The following is a 15326-nucleotide window of genomic DNA, read 5'->3' as shown; positions in this document are numbered from 1 at the left end:
GTCTGGTCGATCAATGATCCACATCAAGCGCTTCCGGGAGATGTCGATTATATTGACCATCCGGTCGGTCAATTATATAGTTCCCCTACCGTCGGCCCAATGGCGCGGCGGCTGGAGGCGGGCAAACCCGCTCCTTGGCCCGAAACGGACCTTTTGGAGAAACGCTTCATGGATACGACCGCTCGCCTGCGGCCGGTGCTGCGCGCCGCCCTCGCCTTCGCAAGCCTCGCTCTCGCCCCCTTCGCGTCGCTGGCCGCCGCGCCCGCCCTGGCGGCGGACCCCATCAAGATCGGTTCGGTCGTGTCCGCCACCGGCCCGTCCGCCTTCCTCGGCGACCCCGAGGCCAAGACCCTGAAGCTCTATGTGGAGGAGCTGAACAAGAAGGGCGGGCTGCTCGGCCGCCCGGTGGAGCTGGTGCTCTACGACGACGGCGGCGACGCTAACAAGGCGCGCACCTTCGCCACCCGTCTGGTGGAAGACGACAAGGTGGTGGCCATGGTGGGCGGCACCTCCACCGGCGCCACCATGGCCATGATCCCGGTGTTCGAGGAGGCCGGCATCCCCTTCGTGTCGCTGGCCGGCGGCATCGAGATCATCGAGCCGGTGCGTGCCTTCGTCTTCAAGACGCCCCACACCGACAAGACCGCCTGCCAGAAAATCTTCGAAGACATGAAGGCGCGGGGCATCACGAAGATCGGCATGATCTCGGGCACCGACGGCTTCGGCAAGTCCATGCGCAACCAGTGCCTGAAGGTGGTCGGCGGCTACAACATCACCGTGCTCGCCGACGAAACCTATGGCGCCACCGATTCCGACATGACGCCCCAGCTCAACAAGATCAAGAACACGGCCGGCGTCGAGGCGGTGCTCAATCCCGGCTTCGGCCAGGGACCGGCCATCGTGACCCGCAACTATGCCCAGCTCGGCCTCAAGCTGCCGCTGTACCAGAGCCACGGCGTCGCCTCCAAGAGCTTCATCGAGCTGGCGGGACCGGCGGCGGAAGGCGTGCGGCTACCTGCACCCGCCATCCTGGTGGGCGACAAGCTCGCCGCCGAGGATCCGCAGAAGGCGGTGGTCGCCGGCTACAAGGCGTCCTACGAGAAGGCCACGGGCCAGAGCGTCTCCACCTTCGGCGGCTACGGCTTCGACGGCATCCAGCTGGTGACGCAGGCCATCGACAAGGCCAAGTCCGCAGAGCCGAAGAAGATCCGCGACGCGCTGGAAGCCACCAAGTCCTATGTGGGCGTGACCGGCGTCTACAGCTTCTCGCCCACCGACCACCTGGGCCTCGGCACGGACTCGTTCCGCATGCTGGAGATCCGTGGCGGCGACTGGACGCTGGACGCCGCCACGCGCTGAGGCGCCCCTTAACCCCTGCCCCCGAAACAGGGCGGCGCCGCGCGCGCCGTCCGAGCGATGGCGCTAAAGGCCAGGCCCGACCATGTCCGAATTTCTCCAGCTGGTGTTTTCCGGGCTGACGGTGGGCGCCATCTATGCGCTCATCGCCCTCGGCTTCACCCTCATCTACAACGCCTCCGACGTGATCAACTTCGCCCAGGGCGATTTCGTCATGATCGGCGGCATGGCCACCGTGTTCCTCATGTCGGCCGGCCTCGCCCTGCCGGTGGCGGCCTTCATCGCGGTGGTGGCGTCGGTGGGGGTGGGGCTGCTGCTGCACCGCTTCGCCATCGAGCCGGCGCGCGGCGCCTCGCCGGTGACGCTGATCATGATCACCATCGGCGCCTCCATCTTCATCAAGGGGGTGGCGCAGATCGTGTTCGACAAGCAGTTCCATTCCCTGCCCGCCTTCTCGGGCGATGCCCCCATCCCGGTGGGCGGCGCCACCCTGCTGCCGCAGAGCCTGTGGGTGCTAGGCACCACGCTGGGCCTCGTGGTGGCGCTCTATCTGTTTCTTGAGCACACGCTGTCGGGCAAGGCGCTGCTCGCCACCGCCGCCAACCGGCTCGCGGCCCGCCTCGTGGGCATCAATGTCACGCTCATCCTCGCCATGGCGTTCGGCCTGTCGGCGGCCATCGGCGCGCTGGCCGGCGTGGTGGCCACCCCCATCACCCTGACCCGCTACGACATCGGCACCCTGTTCGCGCTGAAGGGCTTCGCCGCCGCCATGCTGGGCGGCATGGGCAATCCGGTGGGGGCGGTGGTGGGGGGCCTCCTCATCGGCCTGCTGGAGACCTTCGGCGCCGGCTATGTCTCCTCCACCTACAAGGACGCGGTGGCCTTCCTGATGATCCTGTTCGTGCTGTTCTTCCTGCCGCGCGGCCTGTTCGGCGGCCGCAGCGTGGAGCGCGTGTGATGGCCGCCACGGCAAGTCTTTCCCGCGTGCTGCGGGCCCGCCTCACCCCGCTCATCGTGCTCGCCGCGCTGATGGTGCTGGTGCCGGTGCTGGCGCCCTCCTCCTTCCATCTGCGGGTGGCGGCGCTGGTGTGGATCTTCGCGCTCGCCGCCCTCGGCCTCACCATCCTCATGGGCTATGCGGGACAGGTGAGCCTCGGGCACGCCGGCTTCGTCGGCATCGGCGCCTATGCGGTGGCCATCGGGCCGGCGCGGCTGGGACTCGATCCCCTGCTGTGCCTTGTGCTCGGCGCGGTGCTGGCGGGCATGATCGCCTATGGGGTAGGCCGGCCCATCCTCAAGCTGAAGGGCTATTACCTCGCCATCGCCACGCTGGGCTTCGGCGTCATCGTGGCCCTGGTGCTGCACAGCGAGGCCGAGATCACCGGCGGGCCGGACGGCATGGCGGTGTCGCGCCTGTCCCTGTTCGGCTGGCGTGTGAGCGGGGCGCTGAACTGGTACTGGGTCACGTCCGGCGCGCTGCTGATCGGCGCACTGCTGGCGCTCAACATCGCGGCCAGCCCCACCGGGCGGGCGCTCCGCGCGCTTCACGACAGCGAGGTGGCCGCTGCCGGCACCGGCATCGATGTGGGCGCCAAGAAGCTCGCCGCCTTCGTCGTGGCGGCGGTCTACGGGGCGGTGGCGGGTGGGCTGCTCGCCGCCATGAACGGGCTCATCACGCCGGAGGCGGCCAGCTTCTCCCATTCCATCGAGCTGGTGGCCATGGTCATCATCGGCGGCCTCGGCTCGGTGTTCGGCACCGTGGTGGGCGCGGCCTTCCTGGTGGTGCTGCCGCAGATGCTCACCGCGCTGCAGGAATATGAGCAGGCGGTGCTGGGCCTGCTCATCATGGTGTTCATGATCTTCCTGCCCCAGGGCATCGTGCCGTCCATCCGCGCCTATATCCTGGAGCGCCTGCCATGAGCCTCCTAGAAGTCCGCGACATGGGCATCTCCTTCGGCGGCCTGAGGGCGGTGGACGGCGTCTCCTTCTCGGTGGAAGCCGGGCAGGTGTTCTCCATCATCGGGCCGAACGGGGCCGGCAAGACCACCCTGTTCAACCTCGTCACCGGCATCTACCGCCCCTCGCGGGGGAAGGTGACGCTGGCCGGCGCGGACATGACCGGCCTCGCCCCGCACCTGCTGGTGCGCCGGGGCATGGCGCGCACCTTCCAGAACCTGCAGGTGTTCTTCCGCATGAGCGCGGTGGAGAACGTGATGGTGGGCTGCCACCTCGCCGAGCGCACCTCCTTCCTCGCCGACCTGCTCGGCCTGCCTTCCGTAGCGCGGCAGAACAAGGTGACGCGCGAGCACGCGCTCGCGCTGCTCGGCCGGGTGGGGCTTGCCCATCTGGCGGATGCCTCCGCCGGCGCCCTGCCCTATGGCGCGCTGAAGCGGCTGGAGATCGCCCGCGCGCTGGCGGCCAACCCCAAGGTGCTGCTCCTCGACGAGCCCGCCGCCGGCTGCAACGCAGTGGAGACGGAAGCCATCGACCATCTCATCGCCGACATCGCCAAGGCCGGCGTCGGCGTGGTCCTGATCGAGCACGACATGAAGCTGGTGATGAAGATTTCCGACCGCGTGCTGGTGCTGGCCCAGGGCCGCCCGCTGGCGGAAGGTCCGCCGCGCGTGGTGCGCGAGAACCCTCAGGTCATCGCCGCCTATCTCGGCGACCACGGCGCGCGGGAGGCCGATCGTGCTCACGGTTGAAGCCATCACCTCCGCCTATGGCCGCATCAACGTGCTGCACGAGGTGTGGCTTGAGGTGAAGGCCGGGGAGATCGTCGCGCTGGTGGGCTCCAACGGCGCCGGCAAGACCACCCTGCTGCGCACCCTCTCCGGCGTCCAGCCGGCGCGCTCGGGCCGCATCGTGTTCGAGGGCGAAGCCATCGAGCGGCTGGAGCCCCACCAGCGGGTGGTGCGCGGCATCTCCCAGTCGCCGGAGGGCCGACAGGTGTTCGGCCCGCTGAGCGTGGAGGACAATCTGCGGCTCGGCGCCTATCGCCGGCAGGATGCGGGCATGCGGGCGCGGCTCGATCATGTCTTCGCCCTGTTCCCGGTGCTGGCGGAAAAACGCCGGATCGCGGCCATGAGCCTGTCCGGCGGCCAGCAGCAGATGCTGGCCATCGGCCGCGCGCTGATGGCCGCCCCCAAGCTGCTGCTGCTGGACGAGCCCTCGCTTGGTCTTGCCCCGCTGCTGGTGGACCAGATCCTCGCCGCCGTGCGCGCCTTGCAGGCGGAAGGCATCACCGTGCTGCTGGTGGAGCAGAACGCCTCGGCGGCGCTGGCCATCGCCGACCGCGGTTATGTGCTGGAGACCGGCCGGGTGGTGATGGAAGGCTCCGGCGCCGCCCTGCTCAACGATCCCAAGGTACGCACCGCCTATCTCGGCCTGTGACCCGCGCAGGGGCGAGTTGCGCGGCGAATTTCTTTTGTCGCATTTTCTTTGCCCGCGCCGATGCCGATCTGAGCAGCCGTTTGGAAATTCGCTCGGATGGGTGCTCGCGGCCTCGTCCGTAATTTGCCGCCGTCATGCCCGGGACAAGCCCGGCCATGACGGGGTGATCGCGCTTATGCCCATTTTAAATTTCAAACCGGTCTCTAAATAGGCAGTGGGCAAGCTTAAGGACCGCGGCATGAAGATCGGCATCCTGCAAACCGGGCGCGCGCCGGAGGATCTGCACGAGCAGCACGGCGATTACGACGCCATGTTCCGGCGCCTGCTGGCCGGGCGGGGGTTCGAGTTCGTCACCTATCCGGTGCTCGACGGCGTCCTCCCTGACAGCGTAAACGATGCCGAGGGCTGGCTGATCACCGGCTCGCGGTTCGGCGTCTACGAGCCCCATCCGTGGATCGCGCCTCTGGAAGACTTCCTGCGCCGCGCCTATGCGGCCGGGGTGCCTCTGGTCGGCATCTGCTTCGGCCACCAGATCTTGGCGCAGGCGCTGGGCGGGAAGGTGGAGAAATTCGCCGGCGGCTGGTCCGTGGGCGTGGAGCGCTATGCGGTGGAAGGCCTGCTGGACGACGCCCGCCTCGTGGCGTGGCACCAGGACCAGGTGGTGGAGAAGCCGGCCGACGCCGAGGTCATCGCCACCTCGCCCTTCTGCCGGTTCGCGGCGCTGGCCTATGGCGACAGGGCGCTGTCGTTCCAGCCCCATCCGGAATTCACCCCGGCCTTCGGCGCCGACCTGCTGAAGGCGCGCGGCAAGGCGCTGCCGGAGGAACTTGCCGCCAAGGCCGCCCAAAGCCTTGAGGGCGAAACCTCCACGCCTGCCATCGCCGACATGATCGAAGCCTTCCTGCGGCGCGGGCAGGTGGGCAAGACTGTGCCTGAGGCCGAAGCCGAAGCTCAGACCGTGAAGCCGTAAAGCGCCCACTCGGCATCGGACACTTCCAGCGCGAGGCGCAGCCATTCCGCGCGCTTGATGGCGGCGAAGCTGTGGTGCAGCTCCGCCCCCAGCGCCTGCTTTGCGAAGTCCGATTGCGCGAAGCAGTCGATGGCGTCCAGCCAGCTGCGCGGCAGATGGACCGCCCGCGCGCCCGCATAGGAATTGCCCTCCGCCGGCGGGCCAGGATCGCGGCGCTGCGCGATGCCGTCGAGCGCGCCGGCCAGCGTCACCGCCGCCACCAGATAGGGGTTGGCATCCACCCCCGCCACCCGGTGCTCGAAATGGCGGCCCTTGGCGCTGCCCGAAGGCACGCGGACTGCCACCGTCCGGTTCTCCACGCCCCAGGTGTCCGAGACCGGGGAATAGACCACCGAGGCAAAGCGCCGCCAGGAATTGAGGAACGGCGCCAGCACCAGCATGGTGTCGGCGATGGTCGCGCGGATGCCGCCGATGGCGTGGAGCATGAGGGGGCTCAGCTCGCCCGAGGGCAGGTCCGCGAACAAATTGGCGCCGCCCGCCCCGGCCAGCGACAGATGCAGGTGCATGCCCGAGCCGGAGCGATCGCCGAACGGCTTGGCCATGAAGCAGGCTTCCATGCCGAAGCGGCGCGCGGTGGCGCGGATCAGCCGCTTGGCGATGATCACATCGTCGGTTGCCCGCGCCAGGTCGCGATAGCGGATGGTCAGCTCATACTGCCCCGCCGCGTACTCGGAGATGAGTGATTCCAGCGGCACGCCCAGCTCTGCCGCGCCCGCGTAGATGGCGTCGAACAGGGGAGACATCTCGTCCAGTTCGTCCACCGACATGGTGTTGGTGGCAAGCGAGCGCCGCCCGGTGAGGGCATAGCGCGCCGGCTGGTACCGCCCGCTCGCATCGCGCTCCCGGTCCACCAGATAGAATTCCAGCTCCAGCGCCCCCATGGGCTCGAAACCGGCGGCGCGGGCCCGGGCCACCTGCCGGCCCAGCGCGTGGCGCGGCTCGACGCCAAGCGGCGTGCCGTCGCCGTGGTACATGCTCACCAGCACTTGGCCCCGCCCGGTGGCGGGCAGGAGCCCGAGGGTGCCGGGGATCGGCCAGCAGACCTGATCGCCGCCGCCGTCGGTGAGGATGAGGCCGCTCTCCTCCACGTCGTCGCCGGCCACATCCTGCCCGAACAAGGAGGCGGGCATGCCCCGGCCGGTGCTGTAGAGCGCCTCCAGCTCATGGCGCCGGATGGTCTTGCCGCGGCCGATGCCGTGGTAGTCGGTCAGGATGATGTCGATGGCTTGCAGATCCGGATGGCGCGCAAGGAAGGCCTTGGCTTCATCGAGATCCGAGCCGCTGGGAGAAGGCGTGCCCATTCCTGTTCCTGCCGCTGGAGCGCGTTTTCCGGGCCATCGGACCCGCCTGCCCGGCGAATCGCACTCTAGCTTAAGGAAACGCAACCCGCTGTCCGAGCAGATTGCGGCGCCCCGCGGCCGCCACGGCGGCTGCCGACGCTCCTCCCAGCGCCCCGGCGCTCAGCCGGGATTGAGCTCGGCGGTAGCAGAAGGGGCAGTGCAGGCGGACGTGAAGGCGGGAATGTGCGCATTGAACAGGCCGCCCACGAGGGCTTCGGACAGCAGGGCGTGGCCCTCGCCGTTCAGGTGGCCGTTCATGGCGTAGTAGATGTCGCTCGAGGGGGTGCCAGGCGGGATCAGCGGCGACATGTCGGCGAAATACGCACCATGGGCCTGCGCACGGCGGGCGATTTCACTCTGCAGGTAGGCCGGCGCCATGCCCTTGGCGAGGTGGGGCACGGCCAGCATGGCGGCCTGCGCGCGCTCCGGCGCGAACAGGATGATGAGCGGAATATCGGGGCCGATGGCAGCCCTCACCCGCGAGATGTCGCGGTCGAGATGGGCAAGCCGCGCCTGCCAGTCCTCCGACAGCGGCAGCCGCATGAAATCGGCCTTGTGGCCGGACCGGCGGTAGATGGGCACGTAATTGTCGTCGTTCCGCAGCAGCAGGTAGGATTCCATGTACAGCAGCCGCGAGCGGGACAGCTGCGCCTTGAATTCCTGGATCCAGCCGGCCTGGTGCTTGGCGACGGCACCGGGCGCCGGCGCCGCCTGGTCCATCGCATTGTCGAGCACCAGGTCGGTGGGCGACACCACCAGCACGATGGCATCGGGCGTGAGCGCGGCGGCGGCTTCCGCGCTGGCGGTGAGGCGCACGCCCATGTTGCCCTCGGCGCCCAGGTTTTGCACATCCACCGGCAAGCGGCAGAGGGTGGTGAGGCTTTCCCGCGCCCGGGCCGACACGGATTCGTCGTAGGGCACGAGATAGCCCGCCGCCAGCGAACTGCCGATGACGGCGAGGCGCAGGCTCTCGGGCTTTTTCGGCGTGCACGGGTCGGTGCTGCGGTAGCCGCATGCGTTGTATTTCATGTCCACCCAGGGGCCTTCCGGCACCTTGATGCGGGACGAGCAATTGGGCGTCGCGTGGAAGGCGCTGGGACGCGGGTCGCCATAGACCACGCAGCGGTCGGCTTCCGAATAGGGGAAGAAGATGCGCAGCGCCGCTTCCACCGGCACGGCGACCACCAGCACGGTGGCGATCACGATGAGGGGCAGGATGAAGTAGTCGCGACGCTCCAAGTCGTGTGCTCCGGCTCGAAATTCTGGGAAGGGGGCCGCCTGTTCCGGCGCGTGCTAAAAATCCTTGTAGACGATGTCAGGCGCCGGCGAGGTCATGACGCTCTGCACCGTGACCACGCCCATCACCAGCACGGTGACGAAGACCGTGCGGGCATAGCGGCTCAGCACCAGCGGCCGGCCGTCGAGCTTGGGGCCGCGCAGCAGCGCATCCACCGTCACCAGGGCCTGCAGCGCGACGCAGGAGGCAAGGATGAGGATGAGCGCCGCCGCCACCACGCCGCCGATGCCGATGCCGCGCGCGATCTCCGCCAGCTGCGCCCAGTCCGACCAGAACCACAGGAGGGTGAAAGCCACCCAGGTGAAGGTGAGGCCGCGGCCGAAGAACAGGTAGAGCGGGCGGGCGCTAAGCGCCGCATAGGGCTTGCGGCCCATCTTGTCTTGCAGGATCGTGCGGTAGATCTGGTTCACCGCCACCCCGAGGCCGTTCAGGAAGCCGAAGAAGAAGAATTCCGACGTGCGGCCGTGCCAGGCGCCGATCAGGAAGAAGGTGACGAACAGCGACACCGCGCTGGCATAGGCCAGGAGCCTGGGGTTCTTCACATTGCGCATGATGGAGGCGAACAGCGGCGTGTAGACATAGGTCTTCAGCCAGTTCGACAGCGACATGTGCCAGCGATTCCAGTAGTCGATGAAGCTGGCGGCGGTGAACGGCTTGTTGAAATTCTCCGGCAGTTCGATGCGGAACAGCCGGGCGATGGCGATGACCACGTCGGTGTAGCCGGAGAAATTGTAGAACAGGAAGATGGGGAACAGCGCCGCAAGCCCCGCCGCACAGAGGATGCGCGTGAACAGACCGGTCGCCTCCACCACCTGGAATTCGAGCGCGTGCTGCAGCTCGGCGACGATGGCCGCCGCCGCCCACACCTTGAAGCAGCCGACCACCAACCGCTCCAGCACCTCGCCGAGAACCCCCATGTCGAGGGGACGCGGACGGGTCTCGGTGGAGTCGATATAATCCTCGTAGCGCTGGATCGGGCCGGACACGAGGGCAGTGAAGTTCAGCGTGAAATTGAGATAGGAGATGAGCGACAATTTCTGCAGCCGTTCATCGCTATGGGCGTCCACCACCAGGTGCAGCACCCGGAAGAAGACATAGGACAGGCCCACCTGCACATAGACCACGTGCAGGAAACTCGCCTCCGGCAGGAAAGTATATTTCTTTAGCCAGCAGAACAGCAGAATGGTCGCGCCCACCGTGAACCAGAAGGCCCACGAGGTCTGGATCGGCGCGCAACCGCGGATGAACAGGTAGCCGATGGCGAGGAACGCGGCATAGGGAATGAGATCGTAGCCGGTGGTGGCAAAGGTCGCCAGGAAGGCGAAGTTCGCCACCAGCAGCACCAGCCGCCGCGCCACGCCCATGGGGACGAGATTGTAGATCCCGGCCGCGACCAGCGCGAACAGGAAGAACTCAAAGGAAGGGACGCTCATGTCTCACTCGGCGGCGATCAGTTCCGGGGCCGCGTTCGCATAGCGAACGGGTGGGGTTTGCACCTCGACGCTGGTCTCCAGCGTCCAGAGGCTGTTGCCATCCGCGCCCGTGGATAGGGCCGTGAAGCCGAGCTGGGCATAGTGGTCGCGCACCAAGGCGTTGCGCTCCGTGGGCCGGTATTCGCCGACCAGTTCGGCGATGCCCTGCCTCCGCGCCGCCTCGACCAGATGGCGCAGGACAATCTTCTCCACGCCGCGCCCGAGCACGCGGCAGCTCATCAGCCAGGTGTCGATGAGCCAGCGGTTGCCCTCCACGGTCCGGCAGGCGACCACGGAAATCATGCCATTGTCACCGAACCGGTCCTTCAGCCGCACCTGCAGGGTGAAGATGGAGGGGTCTTCCTCCATGGCCTTCACGTCGGCCTCGCTGTAGCGGCGGCTGGTGAGGTTGAACTGGTTGCTCTTGCTGATGAGCTGGTAGATGCGCGAGCGGCCGATGGCATCGAACGGCCGCAGGTCGATCTCCATGTCGAGGGCGGCCACATAGTCGTCGATGCTGGCCACGCCCTGGCCCAGGGAGGCCCGGCGGGCGTTGCCCTCGTAGAAGGCGGCGCGCTTGCGGTCTTCCTCGGAGAACAGGGTGGCCTCGAAATAGCCGGCGGCGCTCAGGGTGCGGGCGTAGAGCGCGGGGTCCTCGGGCAGTTCCGGCACGGCGACTTGCGGCAGGTATTGCCGCACCAGGTCGCGCTCGGCCGGGTTGTCGTCCAGGAACACGAAGCTGTCGAGGCCGAGGGACAATTCGTCCGCGATGGCCTTGATATTGGTGGCCTTGTCGTTCCAGTTGGCCTGGAACACGGCGATATGGTCTTCCCGCAGCAGCATGTCGGGATGGTCGCGGAAGGCGGCGCGCGCCACGGCGTCCGTATTCTTGGACGAGACCGCCAGCACGATGCCGCGATCGCGCAGGGACAGGGCCAGCCTCTGCACGCTCAGGAAGGCTTCGCCGGTGCCGTCGCCTTCGCCGATCTTGATGCCGGCGATCCCGTCGTCGCCGATGACGCCGCCCCACACCGTATTGTCGAGGTCGAGCACCAGCACCCGCCGGCTCTTGCCCTTCAGCGCCGCCAGCAGCCGGCCCAGATGGTCAGCATAGAGCGGGGCGTAATCCATGGAGAAGGGCAGCTTCGCCATGTTCCACTGGGTCGGCGCATGCCATGCCGCAAGGCCGACCGTGCGCGCCAGCGCGTCCACGTCGAACATCACGCAGCCCTCGATGGGCGGCGCGTCGATGAGCCTGCGGTTCAGGCTGCCGACCATGTTCTGCTGCGTGCCGGCGAGGCGCCGGTCGAGGTGGCCGAACAGAGTCTCCGGCGGCGGCGCGATAGTCTGGACGACGATGTGGGCGGTAGGATTATGCTTGCGCAGCGCAGCGCACAGCTCCTGGATCAGGTCATAGGCGGCATCCACCGCCTGCTTCGCAGTCGCAGCATCGCCGATGGGCGCACTGAGCGGCAGCCCGCGGTGGTCCATCGCCAAGAGAATGGCGTCGCAACCGCTCTGGTTCAGCCGCGACTCGGCCGACATGGCCTCATTGATGGTCTGACCATAGTTGCAGCCGATGGTTTCGATGGACAAGCCGTGGCGCAGGCCCGTTGCCTCGATGGCGGGCAACAGCAGGTCCAGCGTGCCGTCGCCGATCACGCCGAGCCGGAGCGATGCAAGCTGCTGGTCCACATCGCCCTTCAGCCTGGCCGCCCGCAGGAGCGACGCCAGTCGATTGAGCTGCGTCCCATCAAGAAAGTAACCCGCAAGCTTACGAAAAGCGGATGAGTCTCCTTCATCCCCTATGGCCTTGCAGGCCTTTCGAAAGTCCTGAACGCGAGGTAACCACGCGAGGTCCCGGTAGATCGCCGCCATAATCCCCAGCCCTTCTTGGTCTGTCCTCCCAATACACGATTCCTCAGCCTTGTTTTTAAGACATTATTTCTTTTGCTGTATCTTGCTGGCAATCAGGCTGACCAAATCTCCAAGCTTCGCAAGAGAGGCCGCCTGAGCCGCTGAAAGGCGAATCGAAAAGGCCGTCTCCACAGCCAGGATGAGCCTGATATTTGCCAGACTGTCCCAGCCGTCGACATCGGCGGCCGTCATTTCTGGAAACAAGACAATATCATCGTCCTGAAATACATCACGGAACACGTCCGTAAGTCTTTCATAAACGTCTGGATGTTCGAGCGTCACGACTTGCGCACCCCACGACATGGATTTACATGAAACTTACAGAGGCTGTAGCATGGTACGATCGCAAAGCTGTCGCGACGTACATTCTACACTGCCCCGGCCAGCCCCTAGTGACACGCCAGCGCCGAAAAAGTTAATTTTTTTCTGAAAGAAATCTGTCTTCGCAGTTGCAGCAATGGTAATCTGATCGCCGATTTGGAGTCAAGTTCCCGTTTGTCGCAATTTGCAACCGGGAAGTGTCGGGAGACGAGGCGCGATGTATGATCTGCTGATCAAGGGCGGGCAGATTGCGGACGGCACCGGAGCACCATCGTTCACGGGCGACGTGGCAGTCAAGGACGGCGTGATCGTCGAGGTCGGCAAGGTCAGCGGCACCGCGCGCGAAACCGTCGATGCGGACGGCCTCCTCGTCACCCCCGGCTGGATCGACATCCACACCCACTATGATGGTCAGATGAGCTGGGACGAGCAGCTCGCCCCGTCCCTCTGGCACGGCGTTTCCACTGCGATCTCAGGCAATTGCGGCGTTGGCTTCGCCCCCGTGAAGCCGGACCGGCACGAGTGGTTGATCCAGATGATGGAGGGGGTGGAGGACATTCCCGGCACCGCCCTGTCCGAGGGCATCTGCTGGGGCTGGGAGACCTTCCCCGAATATCTCGACTTCCTCGGCCGGCGCAATTTCGCCATCGATGTCGGCTGCCAGATCGCCCATGGCCCCCTGCGCGGATATGTCATGGGCGAGCGCGGCATGACCAACGAGGACGCCACCCCCGAGGACATCGCCGCCATGGCCGCCATGGTGCGGCAGGCGCAGGACGCCGGCTCCCTCGGATTCACCACCTCGCGCACCGTTGTGCACCGCGCCACGGACGGCGAGCCGGTGCCCGGCACCTTCGCCACCTTCGAGGAGCTGTACGCCTTCGCCGAGGCGGTGGTGGCCAGCGGCCACGGTGTGATGGAAGTGGTGCCGGCGGGCCTGCTCGGCGAAGATATCGTCAATCCGGCCCGCGACCTGGCCTGGATGAAGGAGATCTCGGCGCGCACCGGCTGCCCCATCACCTTCCTGATGGGCCAGAACCACATCCAGCCCAGCTTCTGGCGCACCCAGCTCGACGAGACGGCGCCGGCCGGCAGCAATGGCCCGCTGGTGCGCCCGCAGATGTTCTGCCGCTCCATCGGGGTGATGGTCTGCCTCGAGAGCCGGCACCACGCGTTCGTCGAATCGCCCATCTACAAGGAGCTGTCGAAGCTGCCCTATGCCGAGATGGTCGGCCGGCTCAAGGCCCAGCCCGAGCTGCGCAAGGCCATGGCGCTGGAGGGCGTGAACGATGTGCTCGGCTTCCCCACCGGCTTCAACCAGTGGCGCGGCGTCTATCCCCTGAGCAACCCGGCCAATTACGAGCCGGCGCCGGAGACCAGCATCCGCGCCATCGCCAAGCGCGAGAACCGCGACCCCCGCGAGGTGGCCCTCGACATCCTCCTCAGCGAGGACGGCAAGGGCTTCCTGCACCGGCCCATCATGGGTTATGCGGACGGCAACCTCGACCCCACCTACGACCTGCTCAGCAGCGCCCACACCATTCCCGGCGGCAGCGATGCCGGCGCGCACGTGGCCACCGTCTGCGATGCGGGCGCGCCCACCTTCCTGCTGACCCACTGGGTGCGCGATCGCCAGCGCGGCCCGCGCCTGCCGCTGGAACACATCGTGCGCAAGCAGAGCTTCGACACGGCGAGCTTCTACGGCCTCAAGGACCGTGGCCGCATCGCCCCCGGCCTGCGCGCGGACATCAACCTCATCGACTATCCCAACCTGCAGCTCGGCAAGCTGCACATGATCCACGACCTGCCCAATGGCGCCCAGCGCCTGATGCAGAAGGCCGAGGGCTATGTGGCGACCTATGTGAAGGGCGTCGGGGTGACGAAGGGCGGCGAGGATACCGGCGCCCGTCCCGGACGCCTGGTGCGCGGCGGCGCAGCGGGGCGCCTGCCGTCCTGATTGGGATGGCGGGCGTGTCTTCGGCGGCTTTGCGGCCGCCGGGGCCTCAGGACCTGTTTGAAAATTCAAAAAGACCTGACCGCAATCGCCCCCGTCATGCCCGGGCTTGTTCGGGGTATCCACGCCGCGCCGCTTGGGGATGCGTTCGAACCTCATTCCCAGCCTGGCCGCGTGGATGGTCGGGTCAAGCCTGGCCATGACGATGATCATGCGCCTGGGACGGCTTCAGGCACCCATCTGAGCGAATATCCAACAGGGTTTCACAGCCCGCTCGCGCGCTCGCCCGCCCTGCTCATCTTCAAGCGGAGCCGGACGGCAGGAACAGCCGCCGCTGCTCCGCCACGGTCTCGGCGATGAAGTCGATGACCGCCCGCACCCGCGCCAGCTCCCGCACGTCGGAATGGATCACCAGCCAGTAGGACCGGGTGATGGCGATCTCCTCCGGTAGCAGCCGGACGAGATCGGCCGACGCGACGGCCATGAAGCACGGCAGCATGCACAGCCCGCCCCCGCTCGCGGCCGCCACCAGCTGGGTGATGATGTTGGACATGCGCATCTGCGGGTTCAGCGCCTTGTCCAGCTCAGCCACATAGCCGTGGGCGGCCGTGGGCAGCAGGTCGTCGATATAGCCGATGAAGGCGTGCTGGCGGATGTCGGCCCGGCTGGCGATGGGAGCGTGCTGCGCCAGATAGTGCCGGGAGGCATAGAGCCCCATCTCGTAGTCCGTCAGCCGCGTGGCATGCAGGCGCCCCTCTTCCGGGCGGGCCATCATGATGCCGATGTCCGCCTCCCGCTTGGACAGGCTGACGGTGCGCGGATTGGCCACCAGTTCCACCTGCAGCTCGCGATGGCGGGCGCAGAAGTGGATCATGTGCGGGGTCAGGAAATAGGTGCCGAAGCCCTCCGGCGTGCCGATGCGCACCGATCCCGCAAGGCCCAGCACCTGGTCGGTGAGCTTGGCGCGCATGCCGATGACGATGCTTTCCACCGCCTCCACTTCCGCCACCAGCCGCTCCCCAGCGGCGGTGGGCACGTAGCCGGCCGGACGCCGCTCGAACAGGCGGGTCTTCAGCGCCGCCTCCAGCCCGGTGATGCGCCGGCTCAGGGTGGAATGATCCACGCGCAGGACCTGGGCCGCGGCAGTGAGCCGCCCGGCCCGCACCACGGCCAGGAAGGCTTGCAGGTCGTTCCAGTCGAGGTCGCGCATGGTCTGCGATTTTTTGCACGCACCATGTGGCGATTC

Annotated in this window: 13 protein-coding genes; 7 read left to right on the top strand and 6 right to left on the bottom strand. The window is 67.1% G+C overall.

Annotation, left to right across the window (positions count from 1 at the left end):
* The first annotated feature begins 168 nt into the window (after positions 1-168).
* From V5F66_RS19900 to V5F66_RS19875, 6 genes are all read left to right on the top strand, one after another.
* Positions 169-1359 carry an ABC transporter substrate-binding protein gene (locus tag V5F66_RS19900; protein WP_394094568.1) on the top strand — a complete coding sequence of 397 codons (1191 nt, stop codon included), beginning with the start codon at positions 169-171 and terminating at the stop codon, positions 1357-1359.
* An 82-nt stretch (positions 1360-1441) separates the two neighbouring features.
* Complete coding sequence (locus tag V5F66_RS19895; RefSeq protein ID WP_012112911.1) at positions 1442-2314, top strand: branched-chain amino acid ABC transporter permease; 873 nt, start codon at positions 1442-1444, stop codon at positions 2312-2314.
* Positions 2314-3276, top strand: coding sequence for a branched-chain amino acid ABC transporter permease (locus V5F66_RS19890; RefSeq protein ID WP_394008863.1), 963 nt, complete (start codon positions 2314-2316; stop codon positions 3274-3276). Before V5F66_RS19895 ends, V5F66_RS19890 begins: the two co-directional genes overlap by 1 nt.
* A complete protein-coding gene (locus tag V5F66_RS19885) occupies positions 3273-4061 on the top strand; it encodes an ABC transporter ATP-binding protein (RefSeq protein WP_394008865.1) in 789 nt (262 codons plus the stop codon). Before V5F66_RS19890 ends, V5F66_RS19885 begins: the two co-directional genes overlap by 4 nt.
* The gene (locus tag V5F66_RS19880) at positions 4048-4749 is read left to right on the top strand and encodes an ABC transporter ATP-binding protein (RefSeq protein WP_012112908.1); all 702 of its coding nucleotides are present in this window, start codon (positions 4048-4050) and stop codon (positions 4747-4749) included. The genes V5F66_RS19885 and V5F66_RS19880 overlap by 14 nt, the downstream gene beginning before the upstream one ends.
* Before the next feature lie 238 nt (positions 4750-4987).
* Positions 4988-5719, top strand: a complete 732-nt coding sequence (locus V5F66_RS19875; protein WP_394094567.1) for a type 1 glutamine amidotransferase — start codon at positions 4988-4990, stop codon at positions 5717-5719.
* On the opposite strand, the gene V5F66_RS19870 is transcribed toward V5F66_RS19875, so the two are convergent.
* The 5 genes from V5F66_RS19870 to V5F66_RS19850 all read right to left on the bottom strand — a co-directional run bounded on the left by V5F66_RS19870 (position 5701) and on the right by V5F66_RS19850 (position 12087).
* On the bottom strand, positions 5701-7080 hold the full coding sequence (locus tag V5F66_RS19870) for a glutamine synthetase family protein (RefSeq protein WP_394053378.1): 1380 nt from the start codon (positions 7078-7080) through the stop codon (positions 5701-5703). The genes V5F66_RS19875 and V5F66_RS19870 overlap by 19 nt on opposite strands.
* Positions 7081-7239: 159 nt before the next feature.
* Complete coding sequence (locus V5F66_RS19865) at positions 7240-8358, bottom strand: SGNH/GDSL hydrolase family protein (protein WP_012112905.1); 1119 nt, start codon at positions 8356-8358, stop codon at positions 7240-7242.
* Between the two features lie 54 nt (positions 8359-8412).
* A complete protein-coding gene (locus V5F66_RS19860; RefSeq protein ID WP_394094566.1) occupies positions 8413-9849 on the bottom strand; it encodes an MBOAT family O-acyltransferase in 1437 nt (478 codons plus the stop codon).
* 3 nt (positions 9850-9852) lie between these two features.
* Positions 9853-11583, bottom strand: a complete 1731-nt coding sequence (locus V5F66_RS19855) for an HAD-IIIC family phosphatase (protein ID WP_394008875.1) — start codon at positions 11581-11583, stop codon at positions 9853-9855.
* Between the two features lie 246 nt (positions 11584-11829).
* Positions 11830-12087, bottom strand: coding sequence for an acyl carrier protein (locus V5F66_RS19850; protein WP_394008877.1), 258 nt, complete (start codon positions 12085-12087; stop codon positions 11830-11832).
* A gap of 256 nt (positions 12088-12343) precedes the next feature.
* Here V5F66_RS19850 and V5F66_RS19845 point away from each other — a divergent pair, with 256 nt between their 5' ends.
* Entirely contained in the window at positions 12344-14083 is a 1740-nt protein-coding gene (locus tag V5F66_RS19845; RefSeq protein WP_012112901.1) for an N-acyl-D-amino-acid deacylase family protein, read from the top strand.
* 298 nt (positions 14084-14381) lie between these two features.
* Here the strand turns inward: V5F66_RS19845 and V5F66_RS19840 are convergent, their stop codons facing one another.
* A complete protein-coding gene (locus V5F66_RS19840; protein ID WP_394094565.1) occupies positions 14382-15290 on the bottom strand; it encodes a LysR family transcriptional regulator in 909 nt (302 codons plus the stop codon).
* Positions 15291-15326 lie beyond the last annotated feature (36 nt).

It is taken from the genome of Xanthobacter versatilis, from assembly GCF_043193975.1.
GTDB classification, from domain to species: domain Bacteria; phylum Pseudomonadota; class Alphaproteobacteria; order Rhizobiales; family Xanthobacteraceae; genus Xanthobacter; species Xanthobacter autotrophicus_E.
This window is presented reverse-complemented; position numbering and strand designations above follow the sequence as displayed.